Genomic DNA, 17,373 nt, shown 5'->3' with positions numbered 1-17,373 from the left:
TGTCTGCCTCAATCGAACTCAATTCGATGCGGCTTTAACCGAGGGGCTGTGAGCGGACACCACTGCAGTCATGACCAGATGGCTGCTGTCGGATTGGATCGCATGCAAAAACGCCTCTTCAAGAGACCCGAACACCCGGGATAAGGAACCGTCCAACCGGCTGGCGTAATGAACGCTTCCGGCGAACGTACCGGCTGCCTTCGCACGATTTACTTCACCGTAGATGACATCCATGTAGTTGTCCGTACCCATGGGGTAAAGAGCGAATTGGCAGGCAGTCTCCATATCGGCATGTTCTCCGATGTCGTTGTTCAAGCGGGTTGAATCCTCAGTCATATATACATCGGCGTCCGTATCTCCGGGGCAGCCAATGGAATAAGTGCCATTAAAAACAGTGTGCACGCCACTCGCCGCAGCATGGGCGAATATCGCTCTTGTAACATCAAAGACATGCTCTGCACGTCCACGAATACAAGTGCTCACATCGTCTGTCTGAATCCACACCTTTCCCGCATCCACAGATTGCAGCGCGCCCAGGATGACCTCCACAAACCGGTCTGTCATGGGAAATACCGAGAACCGGCATCCGACGATCCGGCTGGTTCCGCAAACAAGCTCATTCATTTTCATTTCCTCCCCATTATATAAGTCCACGCAAAAAAACCGCACCCCATGAAGAAGGTGCAGTTATGCCTACGAAAAGAAATAAACATAAATGCTACACTTCCCCACGCTAGTATGACCTAGATCGGGTGATAAGGGTTAACGGCAGCCCGCCGTCTCTCAGCACATGGCACCCCTAGTACAGCCAACATCTTATGTAGTTGGTTACCGCAAGATTTGCCCCGGAGCTTCATGTTATCGTAGAAGTTCGAGGGTTCTTACCTGTGTAATTGTATCGTTTTGCCATCGGTTTTTCAATCTTTGCCCATTATAAAAAAAACCGCCTGTCCCATTTGCAGGAACTTAGGGAGGCGGCTTTTTTCATCTGTTTGATTAGTTATATACTTTCACGCGATCTTCAAGCGGTGCAAATTCTTTTTCGCCTGGTTCAGCAACCGGCTTACCGAAAGGCATTTGAGCAATCAGCTTCCAGCTTTCCGGGACGTTCCATTCGGCTTTTACTTTTTCGTCGATCAGCGGGTTGTAGTGCTGCAGGGATGCGCCCAGACCTTCTGCTTCAAGGGATGTCCATACTACAAATTGCAGCATGCCGTTGGATTGGTTGGACCAAACCGGGAAATTGTCGGCATAAGCGGCAAAGCTTTGTTGCAGCCCGGCAATGACGTTATTGTCCTCGAAGAACAGTACCGTACCGTAACCAGCGCGGAATGAAGCCATTTTGTCGGCAGTGGATTTGAATGCTTCTTCATCGCCAACAACTTCCTTCAGGATGCCTTCCGTGATGTTCCACAGTTTATCGTGCTGTTCGCCAAGCAATACAACGACGCGTGCACTTTGGGAGTTGAAAGAAGACGGAGTATATTTAACCGCTTCGTTTACGATCTCCTGAATACGCTCGTCCGAGATAACGGATTCTTTGCTAATCCCGTAATAAGAACGGCGATTTTTGAGTGCAGCTGAAAAATCTTTAGACATTGAAAAAAACCTCCTGGTGTAATCGAATTTGCATACGCCTGATTAGAAGATGTCCCTTACTACAAGCAAATATGCATTTTTCGTTATTAGCCATAAAACCAATTATTATTCCACATTAACTTACGTTTAGTTAGAAATAATAATTCTGTTAGGATATTAATATAACTTAGAGGAATTGTCAACGAATTTATATAATTTTTCTTATCCATTTAATAAGAATTGAAACAGTCGTTTTTAGAGAAGTCTCATTATTGCAGAAGCTGCATTAAAGGGAGACTTAACCAAAGTGTGATTCTGTCCTGAGGATAAAAGCTATGTCTCCACCTAACTTCATATTATGAACAATTCATGAACAAAATATACTTGTATGAACAATTTAATTGATTTTGATTCTCAATTATACTTGTCGAGCCAGAATGAGGATGATATAATGCATATCAGAACGCGATTGATAATCAATCTCAATGAGAATGGTGACGGAAATTGCATGATCCCGGGTATTTAGAGACATACGCATAGAAGGAAGAGCCATGAAGATTAGATACTTATTTGCAGCCGTTGTGGTACTCTCGATAATCTCATTATTTATTGGAGTTAAGGATATCTCGCCACTGCAATTGTTCTCGATGACAGAACAACAACAGCATATTATGCTTGTCAGCCGGATTCCTAGGCTTGTCAGTCTCATATTGGCGGGTGTCAGCATGAGCATCTGCGGATTGATCATGCAGCAGCTCAGCCGCAATAAGTTCGTATCGCCCACCACGGCAGGTACGATGGACTCTGCCAGACTGGGGATATTGGTAGCCATGCTTGTCTTCACGACAAGCGGACCGCTTATCAAAATGCTTGTGGCATTTGTATTCGCTCTGGCAGGAACCTTTATCTTCATGAAGATACTGGATCGGATTAAGTTCAAGGATGCGATCTTCATCCCGCTCGTAGGGCTGATGTTCGGTAATATCGTCAGTTCGATCGCCACCTTCTTTGCATACAAATATGATCTTATTCAGAATATGTCCGCATGGCTCCAGGGTGATTTTTCCATGATCATGAAGGGCCAGTATGAAATGCTCTATCTTAGTATCCCGCTTGTGATTCTGGCGTATCTGTTCGCCAACAAGTTTACGGTGGCCGGAATGGGAGAGGAGTTTGCTACCAACCTGGGCCTTCACTACCGGAGAGTTGTGAATCTGGGACTGGTCATCGTGGCGCTGGTTACGGCTTCCGTCGTGCTGACGGTCGGCGTGATTCCGTTTCTTGGTCTGATCATACCTAATATTGTTAGTTTGTACTTAGGAGACCATTTGAAAAAAAGCCTTTCGCATACCGCGCTGCTGGGGGCCGGTTTCGTACTGTTCTGTGACATCCTGGGCCGGATCATTATTTATCCCTATGAAATTCCGATTAGTCTAACCGTGGGCGTACTCGGAAGCGGTATATTCATTTTCTTACTGATGAGGAGAAAGGCTTATGACTTATAAAGCCAAACTCGGCCTGTTGGCCGCAGCGGCAATCATCCTGGTGGCAGTCTTTCTGTTCATTGATCTTGGCGGCAATTGGGATTACGCGCTTCCGAGGAGAATCAAGAAGGTGCTTGCCATTATTCTGACCGGCGGAGCGATTGCTCTGTCTACCACGGTGTTTCAAACGGTCACGAATAACCGGATACTGACGCCTAGCGTTATGGGATTAGATTCCTTATATATACTGATCCAGACCACCGTCATCTTTGTCTTCGGATCCTTCACGCTGTACAAACTGGGCAGCAACGTTAACTTTCTGATCAACGTCGGCGCGATGATCCTGTTTGCCGGAGTCTTATATAAGATTCTGTTCAAAAGGGAAGGGAATAACATTTACTTCCTGCTGCTGATTGGCATGATCTTCGGAACCCTGTTCTCCAGCATGTCTTCCTTTATGGAAGTGCTGATTGACCCGAACGAGTTCCAGTTTGTAGCCGACAAAATGTTTGCCAGCTTTAACAATGTGAAGACCGAGCTTCTGGTCCTTTCCGTCATTGTCGTAGCGCTGACCTTGCTGTACTTTGCCCGATTTGCCAAGTACCTGAACGTGCTGGCACTAGGTCGTGAGCAGGCGATCAACCTCGGCGTGAATTATGATTATGTAGTGAAGCGGCTTCTGATTGTGGTTGCCGTTCTGATCTCGGTGGCTACCGCTTTGGTAGGTCCGATTACATTCCTCGGGCTCCTGGTGGTCAATGTTGCCTACGAAGTGATGAAGACATACAGGCATTCATATTTAATAGCAGCATCCATACTGATTAGCATTATTGCGCTGGTCGGCGGTCAATTGGTTGTAGAGCGGGTGTTCACGTTCTCTACAACGCTCAGCGTCATTATCAACTTCATCGGCGGTGTCTACTTCATATACCTGCTACTAAAGGAGAGTAAAGCATGATCCAGGTTACGAACGTATCGAAAGTCTATGGCGGCAAAAAAGTCGTTGATAACGTGTCCGTTACGATCCCGAAAGGTCAAATCACTTCCTTTATCGGTCCGAACGGTGCCGGCAAGAGTACGTTGCTGTCCATGATTAGCAGATTAACAGGCAAGGACAGCGGACAAATTACGGTGGACGGTAAAGAGGTTAGCCAATGGAAGAGCGGCGATCTGGCGAAGAAGGTTTCGATTCTGAAACAATCCAACCATATCAGCCTCCGTCTGACGGTGCGTGAGCTTGTATCCTTTGGTCGTTTTCCTTACTCTCAGGGCAGATTGAACGCGGAAGACGAGAAATACGTAGATGAGGCTATCTCTTATATGGAGCTTGGGGATATGCAGCATAAATATCTTCATCAGCTCAGCGGCGGCCAGACCCAGCGTGCTTACATAGCGATGGTCATCGCCCAGAATACTGAGTATATCCTGTTGGATGAGCCACTAAACAATCTGGACATGAAACACTCCGTACAGATTATGAAGATTCTCAGAAAGCTTGTCGCTGATCTGAACAAGACGATTGTCATTGTTATTCATGACATCAATTTCGCTTCGTTCTATTCGGATTACATCGTGGCATTGAAGGATGGAGCCATTGAAAGCGAAGGGAAGACCGAGAATATCATTCAGAGCAATGTGCTTCGCGGGATCTATGACATGGACATTGAGATCGAAGAGATTAATGACAATCGGGTGTGCGTATACTACGGCTAAGTGACATGATATGAGAGAGTGGAGGATAAGGATTCTGGAAGATAACAGCACGGAATCCTTATCCAATACAAGGACAGGGCTGCCTTGGATATAGGACGGCATGATTTAATCTGTTCAGATTGAATTACATATTCAACCATAGATTCAAATATATGTTGAATTATAGAAGCTTTTAAATATAAAAAATGGGGTGTAAATAATGAAAAAATGGTTGGCTTTATTTATGGTAGCAATGTTCACGCTCGTACTCGCGGCTTGTGGTCAAGACGATAAAACAAGCGGCACGGATGGCGGAGATGCAGCTGGAGATCCACCGGCTGCCACTGAAGAAATCACGATTACCCATCAACTGGGTGAAACGCCTGTTAAGAAGAATCCTTCCCGCGTTGTTGTTTTCGATTTTGGTATCCTGGACTCTGTCGATAAATTAGGTATTGAGGTTCTGGGCGTTCCACAAGCGAACATCCCGGCCTACCTGTCCAAATTCGAAGACAAGAAATACGAGAATGTGGGCAGTCTGAAGGAGCCTGACTTTGAGAAAATCAACAGCATTAACCCGGATCTGATCATCATTTCCGGCAGACAGCAAGATGCGTATGAGGAGCTCAGCAAAATTGCTCCAACCATCTTCCTGGGTGTTGATACAAGCAAATACATGGAATCCTTTAAAGCAAACATGAACACGCTGGGTCAAATCTTTGGTAAAGAAGCAGAAGTTGAAAAAGAGCTTGCTACGATTGACGAGAACATCAAAGCATTGAATGAGAAAGCTACAGCTACCGGTAAGAAAGCATTGATCATCTTGGCTAACGAAGGCAAAATCAGTGCATACGGACCGGGTTCCCGCTTCGGCATTCTGCATGACGTGTTCGGTTTCGGAGCTGTAGATCCTAACATCGAAGTCAGCACACATGGTAAAGACATTTCGAATGAGTACATCGTTGAGATGAACCCGGATTATCTCTTTGTTGTCGACCGCGGTGCAGCGGTTGCCACGGGCGAAGGAGCTTCAGGTGCTAAAGCGGTTGTTGAGAACGAGCTTGTGAATACAACGAACGCGGCAAAAGAGGGTAACATCGTTTACTTGAACCCGGATTTCTGGTATCTTTCCGGCGGCGGCCTGACGTCGGTATCCGAAATGATCACGGAAGTAGACGCAGCTATTAAATAAGTTTAGCGAATTGTTATGAATATAGGAAACACTGGAGCTTTCGTATAAAGCTCCAGTGTTTTATTTTTTTGCATTAGGGTAAGTGGGTAACGGATAATAAGAAGGACGGATCATGACCGCAGCAGTTGATGATCAACAAGCATTCACAGCCATGATGAGACGATGAGGAGGTCTTTACTATGTTTCGTAATCAAATCTATATTGCTGGACAATGGATTCAGACCGAAGAACAGATGGACGTATATAATCCGGCGGATGGGAAGGTAATAGGTACCGTGTCCAAGGCCGGCAAGAAGGAAGCCGGGCTTGCCGTTGATGCGGCAGCCGATGCGTTTTGCGCATGGTCCCGCAGAACGGCGAATGAGCGGGGAGAACTGCTGCGCCGCTGGCATCAGCTCATAGCGGAACACACGGATGATTTGGCGCGGATTATGACCACAGAGCAGGGGAAACCGCTTAAGGAAGCAGCGGGCGAGATACAATATGCCAACAGCTTTGTGTCCTGGTATGCGGAGGAAGGCAAACGAATCTACGGCGAGACTATACCCGGATCATCCAGCCGGCAGCGCATCATTGTAACGAAGCAACCCGTAGGCGTCGTAGCAGCGATTACGCCGTGGAACTTCCCCGCATCCATGATTACCCGCAAAGTGGCGCCTGCTCTAGCCGCCGGCTGCACCGTGGTGATCAAGCCATCCAGCGAGACGCCGTTCACGGCCATCAAGCTGGTGGAGCTTGCCGATCAGGCCGGTATTCCAGCCGGGGTCATTAACATCGTAACCGGAGCTTCAAGCGACATTTCCGGTGTGTGGCAGGCAGACAGCCGCGTAAGAAAGCTGTCTTTTACAGGATCAACCGAAGTGGGGAAACAGCTGATGGCCGGAGCTGCGGCTAACGTGAAGAAAATATCGCTGGAGCTTGGCGGCCATGCGCCGTTTATCGTAACGGACCAGGCTGATCTGGATCAAGCGGCTGCCGGATTAATCTCCTCCAAATTCCGCAATGGGGGACAGACCTGCGTATGCGCTAACCGGGTTTATGTGCAGGAAGGGATTGCGCAGGAGTTTGCCGCGAAGTTTGCTGAGCTAGTGAAGCAATTGAAGGTAGGGAATGGACTGGATAACGGCGTCGATATCGGCCCTTTGATTAACCGGGACGCTGTGGATAAAGTCGTGAGGCAGATCAAGGACGCGGAAGAGAAGGGCGGCCTCATATTGGCAGGAGGTCAGGCATTACCGGAGCTGGGCCGCAATTATATTGAGCCGACGGTCATTATGAACGCAACCGACGACATGGAATGCATGAACGAGGAAACCTTCGGCCCCCTTGCCCCGATTACCACGTTCAAAACGATAGACGAAGCGGTGCAGCGTGCCAACAACAGTCCCTATGGATTAGCTGCCTATGTGTTTACGCAGAATCTGGGCGAAGCGGTGAGCATTGCGGAATCGCTGGACTACGGGATTGTGGGTGTGAATGATCCCGTTCCTTCGACGGCGCAAGCGCCGTTCGGCGGATTCAAAGAGAGTGGACTAGGCCGGGAAGGCGGGCACTACGGAATGGATGAGTTCCTGGAGGTGAAGTACATTTCGCTTGGTTTATAAGAGCGGGGCGAGTACATCATTACGCTATAGTGCGAAACGGGTGAGCTGTTGAGCAGTTATCAGACTACGTCACACCATACGAACCCAAAATCAAGGGGCATGCTCAAGGTCTACAGACCACGAGCATGCCCCTTTTTTATTATGATTGCAGGATGACCGGTTGGCCGGTTTCCGCGGATTCATTGGCGGCCAGCGTCACTTCCAGCGTCTTGAAGCCGTCTTCATAAGATGCCAGCACGAGGCTCGGATCGTTGTTACGAATGGCGTCAATCAAGGCGTTGGTTAAGTTTTTGTAAAAGTCCGATTTGCTGCGGTACACGATTTCTTTCTCCTTGTCTACAATGGAGAGCGTGGTTCCGTCCAGCACTACCCGGAAGTCGCGCCCCATGATCTCGATTCCGCTGCGGTGATCGAACTGGATAAATCCAGTTTGCATATGGCCGACGGCTCCAGAATCTAACACGAACTGGATGGCGCCTACATCCGGAATGTCGAGGTCCGGAATGTCATTCACCAGCAGCAGCTTCATATCGGCATACAGGCGGGTGATATCGCCGCACAGATAGCGAACCAAGTCCATGGTATGCGTGGACTGCTCAACCAGCTGCCCGCCGGATAATGCCTTCTTGCGCCACCAAGGAGTCGGTACAGGTGTTGTTATGTAGTGGGCGCGAACCATACCGATTTTTTTGTCCTTTAGAAAATCTTTGGCGATCGCAACGGTGTCCAGATAGCGCAGACAGTAGCCGGAAGCTGCTATGATTCCGCTTTCAGTTATGACTTTGGCTTTGTGTCGGACAGACTGGGCGTCCAGCCCCAGCGGCTTCTCCACCATCAGGTGAATGCCCTTTGCGGCTGCCTGTTCTTCGATATCACCATGGCAAAATGGCGGAATGCATACATACAGCACATCCAGCTGCTCTTGCTCCAGCATCGTGCTGCCGTCCGTATAATAAGCTGTGCCGTACAGTTCGGCCTGCTGCTGCGCTAACGCTTCATTGGTGTCGCATATTGCAGCCAGCTGAACGTGTTCGTTCCCGTGCAGGTTTTTGATATGGACCGCGCCCATGCCTCCCGCTCCAAGCACGCCTGCTTTTATCATAGGTTGCCTCACTCCTGATCGTATAGGATGTTGGTTTCATGTTCCGGTAACTCGATTACTCACACGTGATTATAGCCCCGCTATCCATATTATTCAAGCTTCATTTGAACTTAGATTAACGGATCCGCTATGAAAAAAAGCACAGAAGACCTTCTCGAATACCACGAGTACGACTTCTGTGCCGGTTAATGATTACAGCTCCGACAACGCGATTGTCCGATGGCTCGCGGATGACCGGTAGGCGGCTACGGCCACGGCAAGTGCCTTGAGCCCATCTTCACCAGTGACGGATGCTTCCGCTGCGCCGGAGGAAATCGAAGATACGAAATCCCTGATCAGGCTGGCATCCATGCTATCCCCCCATGCATGATGGCGGTATCCGGAATCATCGGTGTATACGTGAAGTTTCTGGCTGGTGGCATTAACGCTAAGGGTCCCGGCAGAGCCTACAATCTCTAAGGTCACGTCGCCCCATGTCGGAAACTCCTTGTTGCGGGACCAGCTGCAATCCAGCGTGGCAAACACACCATTATGGAACTCCATAGTCAGAATGCCGCAATCATCGATAGGGGATTCCGAGATGAGATGGTCGACTTCGGCATACACGTCTTTCACCTCGGCACCTGTAATCCAGCGCATGATATCGGCGACATGCACCGTATGATCCATGACGGCACCTCCGCCGGACAGCTTGGGATCGATGAACCAACCGCCGGGATTTCGCCCGCGGTTGGTCCCCTTCATGGCCAGAATACGGCCTAATTTTCCCTCATCGACCATCTGTTTGGCTCGAACGACCGTGGCATTGTAACGCACGGGGAATGCCGTTTGCAGCAGCACCCCGCTTGCTTTGCACGCATCAATCATATCCTGTGCATCCTGTATATTGGTCGAAAGCGGTTTTTCGCAGAGCACATGCACCCCGGCTGCAGCCGCGGCAAGCACGTGCTCCTTATGATGGACATTCTCGGAGGTGACAATGACGCCATCCAGGCCTTGACTAAGAAGCTCGTGATAATCCTGATAATAGGCTGTCCCGAAATACTCGGCGTATTTCCGTCCGCGCTCCTCTACAGGATCGGCGATGCCGACAATCTCTACGCCTTCGATCCCCTGCAACGCTTTGGCATAACTGAACGCATGCATATGCGCAAAGCTGATTACTCCCAATTTCATAGCTTTCTCTCCTTCTAAAAAAGATGAGAACGGATAACCACCAGAGGTGTATCCTCCTTATCCCCTAAGAAAATGATCCGCTGCATGCGGTCTGACTTTTGTAAATACGTCGATCGCCTTTTTCTCATGTTGAGGCGAGTGTGAGCGCATCATTCTCGATAACCACCGGCTCGCCGGAGGCCATGGAGGCAAGGGCGGCAAGCGCGATACGAAGCGCTTCGTATGCGTCTTCTGCCGAGACGAGCGGCTCGCTGCCATCACGGATACACGACATGAAGTGCTCCAGTTCCCGGTAATAGGGACTCCGTTCAAGCGGGCTTTCCGGCACGACGACGCCGGGGACGGTAGCGGCACTGCTCCGCGTTTTGAAGAGGAGAGGGTTGTCCTTCGCGCTGTCATAATCGATAACGCCGCTTGTGCCCGCCATCTCTAAATTCATGGAGAAACCCTCGTGAGCCCAGGTTCCTTCCACATGCGCGATGATACCATTACGAAAACGTAGGGTTACCAGCGAATAATCGAGCTGGGCCTGATGACGGCCATGAAGCCCTTTGGCATATACGCGCTCAACCTCGCCAAAGCACCAGCGCAGGTAATCAAAATCATGAATCATTGCGTCCAGCGTAATTCCGCCGCTCGCTCCGAAGTCACTGTACCAATGGTTCCAGCCGATCGGATAACCGCCGCCCCTGCCTGCCCGGATGACAGCGGGTTTGCCGATGCTGCCCTGATCCAGAAGCGACTTGGCCTTCACATATTCCGGAAAGAAGCGGAGGACGTGACCCACGAATAAACGCACGCCTTTATCCTGGCAGTAGTTGATCATGAAGCGTGCATCCGCTTCGCTTCTGGCGAGCGGTTTCTCGCATATGACATGCTTGCCGATGTCCGCGGCTTTGACAACATAGTCCTTATGAAGCGGGGTTGGCAGGCAGACGTCAATCACATCCATGCGAGCCGCGCCCAAACCTGCAACGGCTGCTTCGAATGAAGCGTAGGCCTGTGCGCCGTATCTATCCGCCAGCTGATGTGCTTTTTCCGTCTGGATATCGGCAATCCCCGCAAGCTTAACGCCTGGCATCGAAGCATAAGCGGCGGCATGGGTCCTACCCATGGTGCCTGCACCAATCACTAACACCTGTAACATTTCCGTACACTCCTTTTTTTCTGCATGGTTCGAGCGATCCGTGCGCTATCCTTTAATCCCGTTCATGGCGATCCCTTCAATAAAGTATCGCTGAAGGAAGATAAACAGGATGATGATGGGGAGGGTAGCCATTAAGGCCCCTGCCATCAGCAGCGGGTAATCGGTGGAATGCTGTCCCTGGAAGCTGGATATCCCGATGGAAAGGACTCGCATCTCCTCGGAGCTCGTCATGATGAGCGGCCACAGCAGATCGTTCCATGAGGCTAATATGGTGAAGATCGCCAGGGAGACGAGAGCTGCCTTGGATAAAGGCAAGTAAATATTCCAGTAAATCCGGAAATAACTGCAGCCATCGATTTTGGCCGCTTCCTCCAGGTCCTTCGGCAGCGTCATAAAGAACTGTCTCAATAAGAATGTACCGAAGGCGCTGAATATGCCGGGTACGATCAATACGTAGAACGTGTCCAGCCAATTGAACTCGCGCATGATGACAAAGCTCGGAATCATAACAACCTGGGATGGGACCATCAATACGGCCAGGAGCGCGAGAAAGATGGCGTTCTTGAAAGGGAATCTCAGACTGGCAAATGCATAGGCTGCAAGGGAGCACAGAATGAGCTGTCCAGCCGTCCGTCCCACCGTTACGATAACGGTGTTCAAATAATAGGTTCCGAAATCAATGGTTTGGATGACCCGCAGGTAGTTGTCCGGGTGCCATTCCACAGGGAGCCATTTGGGCGGAACGGACATGGAATCCGCAAAGGACTTGAAGGATGTGGATATCATCCACAGAAACGGCATAATCATGAGCAGCGCCCCGACAGCTAAGAGGATGTGGACCGCCAGACGGCTTGCTTTTCCCGCATCGGTTGAAGTATTCACGTCTACGCACCTCCTGTTATTGGTAGTGGACCCAGCGCTTCTGAATATACATCTGAACCATGGTGATGATCAGAATAACGATAAACAGAATGAAGGCCTGCGCTGAAGCGTAACCCATATTGAAGTATTTGAAGCCGTCTTCCCAGATGCTGTACACAACCGTTCGGGTGGATTCCAGCATCGTGGTCTGTTGATCCATCATGATGAAGATCAGGTCAAACACCTGGAACGAATTGATGAAGGACATGACCAAGACAAAGAACAGGCTGGGTGTCAGCAGAGGAAGCGTAATCCGGAAGAACTTGTACAGCGTTCCCGCTCCGTCAAGCGAAGCGGCCTCATAATAGCTGCCGGAGATGCCCTGCAGACCGGACAGCAGAATGACGGCATTATATCCAATGCTGCTCCAGACACTGACGAGCACGATGGAGAACAAGGCGAATTTTTCATCGAACAGCCAGTTGGGCTGCGGCAAGTTCATGACACCCAGCACGTGGTTGATCAATCCGAATTCGGAGTTGTATAACCATTTCCACACCATGCCGACCGCGATCGGCATGGTGATCACGGGAATGAAATAGAAGGTGCGGTAAAAGACCATGCCTTTGATCTTCTGGTTCAGGAGCACGGCCAGCACCGTTGCGAGTGCGACGGATAACGGCACCGTACCGACGGTGTACAGCATCGTGTTCAGCATGGAACCGGTGAATTTGTCGTCCTTCATCAAATTTGCGAAGTTATCGAATCCGATGAATTGGGGGGAGGTTAGTCCATCCCACGACGTAAACGACAGGAACAGGGATGCTGCGGAAGGTGCCATATAGAACAGACCGAGGCCCAGCACGACAGGCAGAATGAAGATGTACCCCCAGACAGCTTCGTGTACGGCGAGTTTCCCTGCTTTTCGCTTGGTTGTCGTTTTAGGAGGTTCTGTGGTCACAGTGATGGGAGAGCTCACAGGCTGCACCGTCCTTTCTTAATTTCCGTATTGGGAGCGGCTCGTCATTTCGTTTCTGTCGCAAGGATGGCATTCATCTGTTCGCCGGCATTTTTTAAAGCTTCTTCAAACGATTTCTTTCCGAGGAAAGCCGCCTGAATTTCCTTCACTTCAGCGTCCTGCCATTCTGCGGTTTTCTGGGATACCGGATAAGGTACGGCGAACTCCAGGCTGTCCACGAACACCTGCAGATCAAGAGAAGGAATGGACTTCAGCCAGCCGCCCTCCGTGCCTTTGTAAGCAGGCATCGAGAATCCCGATTCCGCGAGTAATTCCTGCCCTTCCTTACCGGAAAGAACTTGAATCAGCTCCCAGGATTCCTGCTCGACTTTCGTTTTGCCGTTGATGGCCCAGCTGAGTCCATGAACGATCGATGCCTTTTCCTTGCCGGCAGGAAGTTCAGCGACACCGAGTTTGTCGCCGAGAAGCTTATACAACTCAGGCGAGTTCACCGATATCCCCGGGAACATGGCCGCCTTGCCGGAGCCGAACAATTGGCGGGACTTCGTTTCAAGCTGCTGCTGCGCGCTTGGGGAATAGCCTTTTTCAATCAAGCTCTGTTCCCACTGGAACGCCGATAGTGCTTCGGGTGTATCAAATCCGGATGATTTCTTATCGTCCGAGATGACGTATCCGCCCGCTTGGGCAATGAAGTTGTAATATCCGATTTGGCTGTCGATCGGGGCTATGAAGCCGTAAATGCCGTTTGATTTATCCGTCAGCTTGGCTGCGTTCTCCTCGACAGTTTGCCAGGTCCAGGTTTTGTCGGGATAAGGCAGACCTGCTTTGTCAAACAATTCTTTATTGTAAAAAAGTCCGACGGAATCCTGGAAATAAGGAAGTCCGTGAAGTTTACCCTGATAGGTGTACATATCGACGAGCGCTTCGGTATAAACCGAGGTATCCAGACCGCTTTGCTCAATTAGGGGAGACAGGTCTTTAATTAGACCGGAGGAGGCATAGGAATGAAAGTTAGGGCCGTTCATCCAGTAGACGTCAGGGCCGCTGTTGCCGGCGAGGCTGGTTTTCAGCTTGGTCCAATAATCGGCCCATGGGGTGTAAGTCACTTTCACTTCAACATTCGGGTGCTTCTCATTGAAAATTTTAATGGACTTGTCCAGCGTGTCCCGCACATTTTCGTCCCATAGAGCGACGTTGATGACCTTCTTGCCGTTATCTCCGCCAGAAGCATTGCCGCCTCCGCAAGCGGACAGTAACGCGGTGAACACAAATAATATCGAAATCAGGACAGCAATTCTTTTTTTCATCAGATAACCCTCCTTGAATTCACATGATTTTTGATCAAGCGTGGTTGGTCGTACGGCTTGTTCGAAGTGAATCGGACCCCTTAAGCGCCTCCTTTATGTAAGTGATGTAAAAAGCGATAGTTATTCCATAAGTCGAAAAAAGTTAACATCAAGATGCTATCTTTCTTGACCGAACAACCAGCCTCTATTGCGAAAGATTATATAATTCCCTTTATTATTTTTCAAGATAGCGATTACAAATCGATTTAAATTCTTTTTTTCACAATATGAGCGAATCGTTATGGGACCTAACGAGACTTCTTATTTCGATTGATGGAATAAGTTTTTGTTCCGTTCTGGAACATGTTATAGTGGTTCTATCCTCATTTTTCCGATACAGAAAGTCCTACTATATGAAGAAATTAAAGAAAGGTTGAGCTCGCTTGAACAATATGAAAAAAGGTGATCACAAGCTGATTCAGGCATTAAACCGGTCCAAGGTGCTGAACAAGATCCGTACAGAGGGACCCATATCGAGAATCGATCTGGCCAAAAAAAACAAGCTGAGTCCCTCCACGGTCGCCTCTGCCGTACAGGAGCTTATCAAGGAAGGCTACGTTTCCGAGATTGGAACAGGCTCCTCCAGCGGTGGAAGAAAGCCCATTCTGCTCAAATTCAATCCGGATAATCATTATTTGTTTGCCGTAGCGATTACGAATTCGGTCATGATGCTGGCCCGCATGAATCTGGAGGCGAAGGTGCTCCGGAAGGAAACGCATCCTCTAGCCGGGCTCCAAGGAGAAGCCGTTATCGAGCGGCTGCTGAGCTTGATGGACGATTTCATGTCAGGACAAGTGGACCTGGGGCGGTGTGTCGGGATATCCATTAACGTGCCGGGCATTGTGAGTGATAGTCAGGGCATGGTGCGTTATAACACGAAACTTCGCATGACCGATGTTCCGTTGAAACGGATTATGGAAGAACGCTACGGGCTGCGGACGTGGGTAGAGAACGACATGAATTCCGTTGTGCTGGCTGAACGCCGATTTGGCGATTACGCATATGCGAACCTGATTTATATTTCCATTGGCGACGGGCTTGGTTCCGGTATTTTGATTAACGATCATCTCCTAAGGGGCAAGCATGGCGGTGCCGGCGAATTCGGTCATACGAGCGTAAACCGCAGCGGCATCCGCTGTGAATGCGGCAATGTAGGCTGCTTGGACAGTTACATCAGCTGGATTGCCGTGTATTCGCGAATCATTACGGCGATCGCGACAGGGAGACCGACGCTGATCCAGGAGCTGAGCGGGGGAGATTACAGTAAAATTGTTCCGTCCGTATTCAAGGAAGCTCTTCGCAGAGGGGACAAGCTGGCAAAGGATCTGAATGAGGAAGTGGCGGAGCTTCTGGGAGCGGCCATCGTCAATCTGATCAACATGTTTAATCCCGAAGCTCTGATCCTGGGCGGGGACATGGCACATGGAAACCCGGAATTGCTGGACATGGTTCGCAGCTATATTGACCGGCATGCGCTGCCGATTCTGAAGGAGGACATGGTATTTGGCCTGGCCTCCCTTGGCGAGGAAGACAAGCTAATGGGTGCGGCTTCGGTCCTGCTGCAGGACTTGCTAGGTTTCTCCCTGACGGAATAATGGATTTGACAACGTTTCCACCTGCACGTTATCTTTGGTTAAATGCATATGCGGAAGGGGAGAAGTTGATTGGAGCAGTACATTCTGGCACTTGACCAAGGAACGACAAGCTCGCGCGCGATCCTGTTTAACAAGGAAGGAGAAATCGTACACTCAGCTCATAAGGAGTTTCCGCAATATTTTCCCAAGCCGGGCTGGGTGGAGCAGAATGCCAATGAAATATGGGGTTCCATTCTTGCGGTCATTGCAACCTGCTTATCCGAAGCGGGCGTAAAGGCGGATCAGATTGCCGGAATCGGAATTACGAATCAGCGGGAAACAGCCGTGGTATGGGATCGCAAGAGCGGCGAACCGATTTACCACGCCATTGTCTGGCAGTCCCGCCAGACGGCGGGCATCTGCGAGGAGCTGATTGCCGCCGGACATGACGGGACGGTTCGGGAGAAGACCGGACTGTTGATTGATCCTTATTTCTCGGGAACGAAGATCAAATGGATCCTTGATCATGTAGATGGTGCCCGTGAGCGGGCCGAGCGCGGAGACGTTATATTCGGGACCATCGATACCTGGCTGATCTGGAAGCTGTCCGGAGGCCAGGCGCACGTGACCGATTATTCCAACGCATCGCGTACGATGCTCTATAACATTCATGAATTAAAATGGGATGAGGAGCTCCTGCAGCTCCTAGATATTCCGATGGCGATGCTGCCTGAAGTCAGGCCTTCTTCCGAGATTTATTCCAATACCGTTTCCTATCATTTCTTTGGGCGCGAGGTTCCCATTGCCGGAGCAGCCGGCGATCAGCAGGCGGCGCTGTTCGGGCAGACCTGCTTCTCGAAAGGCATGGTGAAGACAACTTACGGAACCGGCAGCTTTATGCTGATGAACACCGGCGACAAGCCCGTAAAATCCGAGCATGGGCTGATCACTACGATCGCCTGGGGACTGGAAGATGGCGTACAGTATGCACTCGAGGGCAGCGTGTTCGTGGCCGGCTCGGCGATCCAGTGGCTGCGCGACGGGCTGCGGATGTTCCGCGAAGCGAAGGACAGCGAGCCTTATGCGCGCCGGGTCAATTTCACGGAGGGCGTGTACGTGGTGCCGGCTTTTGTTGGACTTGGCAGCCCATACTGGAACAGCGATGTCCGAGGGGCAGTCTTCGGCCTGACACGAGGCACGTCGAAAGAGCATTTCATCCGTGCAACCCTGGAGTCACTTGCATACCAGACGCGGGATGTTCTATCCGTGATGGAAGAGGATTCCGGCTATAATATCACATCCCTGCGTGTGGATGGAGGGGCCGTATCCAACATGTTTCTCATGGAATTCCAAAGCGACATCCTGAATGTGCCGGTCGAGCGGCCGAACATTACGGAGACAACGGCACTCGGTGCCGCCTATCTGGCGGGGCTCGCTGTCGGCTTCTGGAAGGATCAGGAGGAAATCTGCAGCAAATGGAGCATGGGACAAAGCTTTAAGCCAACCATGGAGGAAGACGTAAGGGAGCAATTATACAGCGGCTGGAAAAAAGCCGTTTATGCGGCAATGGCTTTTCATTAGCATTTTCTGTGGTATAATGATCAATAAGTGAATATTTGTCTGGAGACTTGGAGAGAC

At 50.1% G+C, this 17,373-nt stretch carries 15 protein-coding genes and 1 riboswitch; of the genes, 7 read left to right on the top strand and 8 right to left on the bottom strand.

The window, feature by feature from the left end; all coding sequences use genetic code 11:
* Nucleotides 1–18: 18 nt before the first annotated feature.
* On the bottom strand, nucleotides 19–624 hold the full coding sequence (locus MKY82_RS22800; RefSeq protein ID WP_339294411.1) for a YkoF family thiamine/hydroxymethylpyrimidine-binding protein: 606 nt from the start codon (nucleotides 622–624) through the stop codon (nucleotides 19–21).
* 84 nt (nucleotides 625–708) lie between these two features.
* Nucleotides 709–811, bottom strand: a riboswitch (TPP riboswitch).
* Between the two features lie 185 nt (nucleotides 812–996).
* Nucleotides 997–1,599 carry a nitroreductase family protein gene (locus tag MKY82_RS22795; protein WP_194543645.1) on the bottom strand — a complete coding sequence of 201 codons (603 nt, stop codon included), beginning with the start codon at nucleotides 1,597–1,599 and terminating at the stop codon, nucleotides 997–999.
* 530 nt (nucleotides 1,600–2,129) lie between these two features.
* Here MKY82_RS22795 and MKY82_RS22790 point away from each other — a divergent pair.
* The 5 genes from MKY82_RS22790 (at nucleotide 2,130) to MKY82_RS22770 (ending at nucleotide 7,550) form a co-directional block, all read left to right on the top strand.
* Entirely contained in the window at nucleotides 2,130–3,083 is a 954-nt protein-coding gene (locus MKY82_RS22790; RefSeq protein WP_071219984.1) for an ABC transporter permease, read from the top strand.
* Nucleotides 3,073–4,020, top strand: coding sequence for an iron chelate uptake ABC transporter family permease subunit (locus MKY82_RS22785; RefSeq protein ID WP_071219986.1), 948 nt, complete (start codon nucleotides 3,073–3,075; stop codon nucleotides 4,018–4,020). Before MKY82_RS22790 ends, MKY82_RS22785 begins: the two co-directional genes overlap by 11 nt.
* Nucleotides 4,017–4,775 (top strand): ABC transporter ATP-binding protein, encoded by a 759-nt coding sequence (locus MKY82_RS22780; RefSeq protein ID WP_076325073.1) that lies wholly within the window; start codon nucleotides 4,017–4,019, stop codon nucleotides 4,773–4,775. The genes MKY82_RS22785 and MKY82_RS22780 overlap by 4 nt, the downstream gene beginning before the upstream one ends.
* Nucleotides 4,776–4,974: 199 nt before the next feature.
* Complete coding sequence (locus MKY82_RS22775; RefSeq protein ID WP_339294410.1) at nucleotides 4,975–5,946, top strand: siderophore ABC transporter substrate-binding protein; 972 nt, start codon at nucleotides 4,975–4,977, stop codon at nucleotides 5,944–5,946.
* Nucleotides 5,947–6,125: 179 nt separating this feature from the next.
* Nucleotides 6,126–7,550: an NAD-dependent succinate-semialdehyde dehydrogenase gene (locus MKY82_RS22770; protein WP_339294409.1), complete on the top strand. Its 1,425-nt coding sequence runs from the start codon at nucleotides 6,126–6,128 to the stop codon at nucleotides 7,548–7,550.
* A gap of 139 nt (nucleotides 7,551–7,689) precedes the next feature.
* On the opposite strand, the gene MKY82_RS22765 is transcribed toward MKY82_RS22770, so the two are convergent.
* The 6 genes from MKY82_RS22765 to MKY82_RS22740 form a co-directional block, all read right to left on the bottom strand.
* On the bottom strand, nucleotides 7,690–8,652 hold the full coding sequence (locus MKY82_RS22765) for a Gfo/Idh/MocA family oxidoreductase (protein ID WP_339218448.1): 963 nt from the start codon (nucleotides 8,650–8,652) through the stop codon (nucleotides 7,690–7,692).
* A gap of 192 nt (nucleotides 8,653–8,844) precedes the next feature.
* A complete protein-coding gene (locus MKY82_RS22760) occupies nucleotides 8,845–9,828 on the bottom strand; it encodes a Gfo/Idh/MocA family oxidoreductase (protein ID WP_339294408.1) in 984 nt (327 codons plus the stop codon).
* A gap of 124 nt (nucleotides 9,829–9,952) precedes the next feature.
* Nucleotides 9,953–10,975, bottom strand: a complete 1,023-nt coding sequence (locus tag MKY82_RS22755) for a Gfo/Idh/MocA family oxidoreductase (protein ID WP_339294407.1) — start codon at nucleotides 10,973–10,975, stop codon at nucleotides 9,953–9,955.
* A gap of 45 nt (nucleotides 10,976–11,020) precedes the next feature.
* A complete protein-coding gene (locus MKY82_RS22750; RefSeq protein WP_113057310.1) occupies nucleotides 11,021–11,857 on the bottom strand; it encodes a carbohydrate ABC transporter permease in 837 nt (278 codons plus the stop codon).
* A gap of 16 nt (nucleotides 11,858–11,873) precedes the next feature.
* On the bottom strand, nucleotides 11,874–12,815 hold the full coding sequence (locus MKY82_RS22745; protein WP_194543639.1) for a sugar ABC transporter permease: 942 nt from the start codon (nucleotides 12,813–12,815) through the stop codon (nucleotides 11,874–11,876).
* Between the two features lie 44 nt (nucleotides 12,816–12,859).
* Nucleotides 12,860–14,122, bottom strand: coding sequence for a sugar ABC transporter substrate-binding protein (locus MKY82_RS22740; protein WP_194543638.1), 1,263 nt, complete (start codon nucleotides 14,120–14,122; stop codon nucleotides 12,860–12,862).
* A gap of 431 nt (nucleotides 14,123–14,553) precedes the next feature.
* Between MKY82_RS22740 and MKY82_RS22735 the strand changes: the two genes are divergently transcribed.
* A complete protein-coding gene (locus MKY82_RS22735; protein WP_233355011.1) occupies nucleotides 14,554–15,756 on the top strand; it encodes an ROK family transcriptional regulator in 1,203 nt (400 codons plus the stop codon).
* 69 nt (nucleotides 15,757–15,825) lie between these two features.
* On the top strand, nucleotides 15,826–17,316 hold the full coding sequence (glpK, locus tag MKY82_RS22730; RefSeq protein ID WP_339294406.1) for a glycerol kinase GlpK: 1,491 nt from the start codon (nucleotides 15,826–15,828) through the stop codon (nucleotides 17,314–17,316).
* Nucleotides 17,317–17,373: the final 57 nt, after the last annotated feature.

It is taken from the genome of Paenibacillus sp. FSL W7-1279 (assembly GCF_037969845.1).
GTDB lineage: Bacteria > Bacillota > Bacilli > Paenibacillales > Paenibacillaceae > Paenibacillus_AQ.
This window is presented reverse-complemented; position numbering and strand designations above follow the sequence as displayed.

What these genes read in the sequence shown, in the direction of transcription:
- MKY82_RS22790 (WP_071219984.1), top strand. Translation starts at nt 2,130, where the DNA reads ATGAAGATTAGATACTTATTTGCAGCCGTTGTGGTACTCTCGATAATC.
- MKY82_RS22785 (WP_071219986.1), top strand. Translation starts at nt 3,073, where the DNA reads ATGACTTATAAAGCCAAACTCGGCCTGTTGGCCGCAGCGGCAATCATC.
- MKY82_RS22735 (WP_233355011.1), top strand. Translation starts at nt 14,554, where the DNA reads ATGAAAAAAGGTGATCACAAGCTGATTCAGGCATTAAACCGGTCCAAG.
- MKY82_RS22760 (WP_339294408.1), bottom strand. Translation starts at nt 9,828, where the DNA reads ATGAAATTGGGAGTAATCAGCTTTGCGCATATGCATGCGTTCAGTTAT.
- MKY82_RS22765 (WP_339218448.1), bottom strand. Translation starts at nt 8,652, where the DNA reads ATGATAAAAGCAGGCGTGCTTGGAGCGGGAGGCATGGGCGCGGTCCAT.
- MKY82_RS22775 (WP_339294410.1), top strand. Translation starts at nt 4,975, where the DNA reads ATGAAAAAATGGTTGGCTTTATTTATGGTAGCAATGTTCACGCTCGTA.
- MKY82_RS22755 (WP_339294407.1), bottom strand. Translation starts at nt 10,975, where the DNA reads ATGTTACAGGTGTTAGTGATTGGTGCAGGCACCATGGGTAGGACCCAT.
- MKY82_RS22740 (WP_194543638.1), bottom strand. Translation starts at nt 14,122, where the DNA reads ATGAAAAAAAGAATTGCTGTCCTGATTTCGATATTATTTGTGTTCACC.
- MKY82_RS22780 (WP_076325073.1), top strand. Translation starts at nt 4,017, where the DNA reads ATGATCCAGGTTACGAACGTATCGAAAGTCTATGGCGGCAAAAAAGTC.
- MKY82_RS22770 (WP_339294409.1), top strand. Translation starts at nt 6,126, where the DNA reads ATGTTTCGTAATCAAATCTATATTGCTGGACAATGGATTCAGACCGAA.
- MKY82_RS22800 (WP_339294411.1), bottom strand. Translation starts at nt 624, where the DNA reads ATGAATGAGCTTGTTTGCGGAACCAGCCGGATCGTCGGATGCCGGTTC.
- MKY82_RS22795 (WP_194543645.1), bottom strand. Translation starts at nt 1,599, where the DNA reads ATGTCTAAAGATTTTTCAGCTGCACTCAAAAATCGCCGTTCTTATTAC.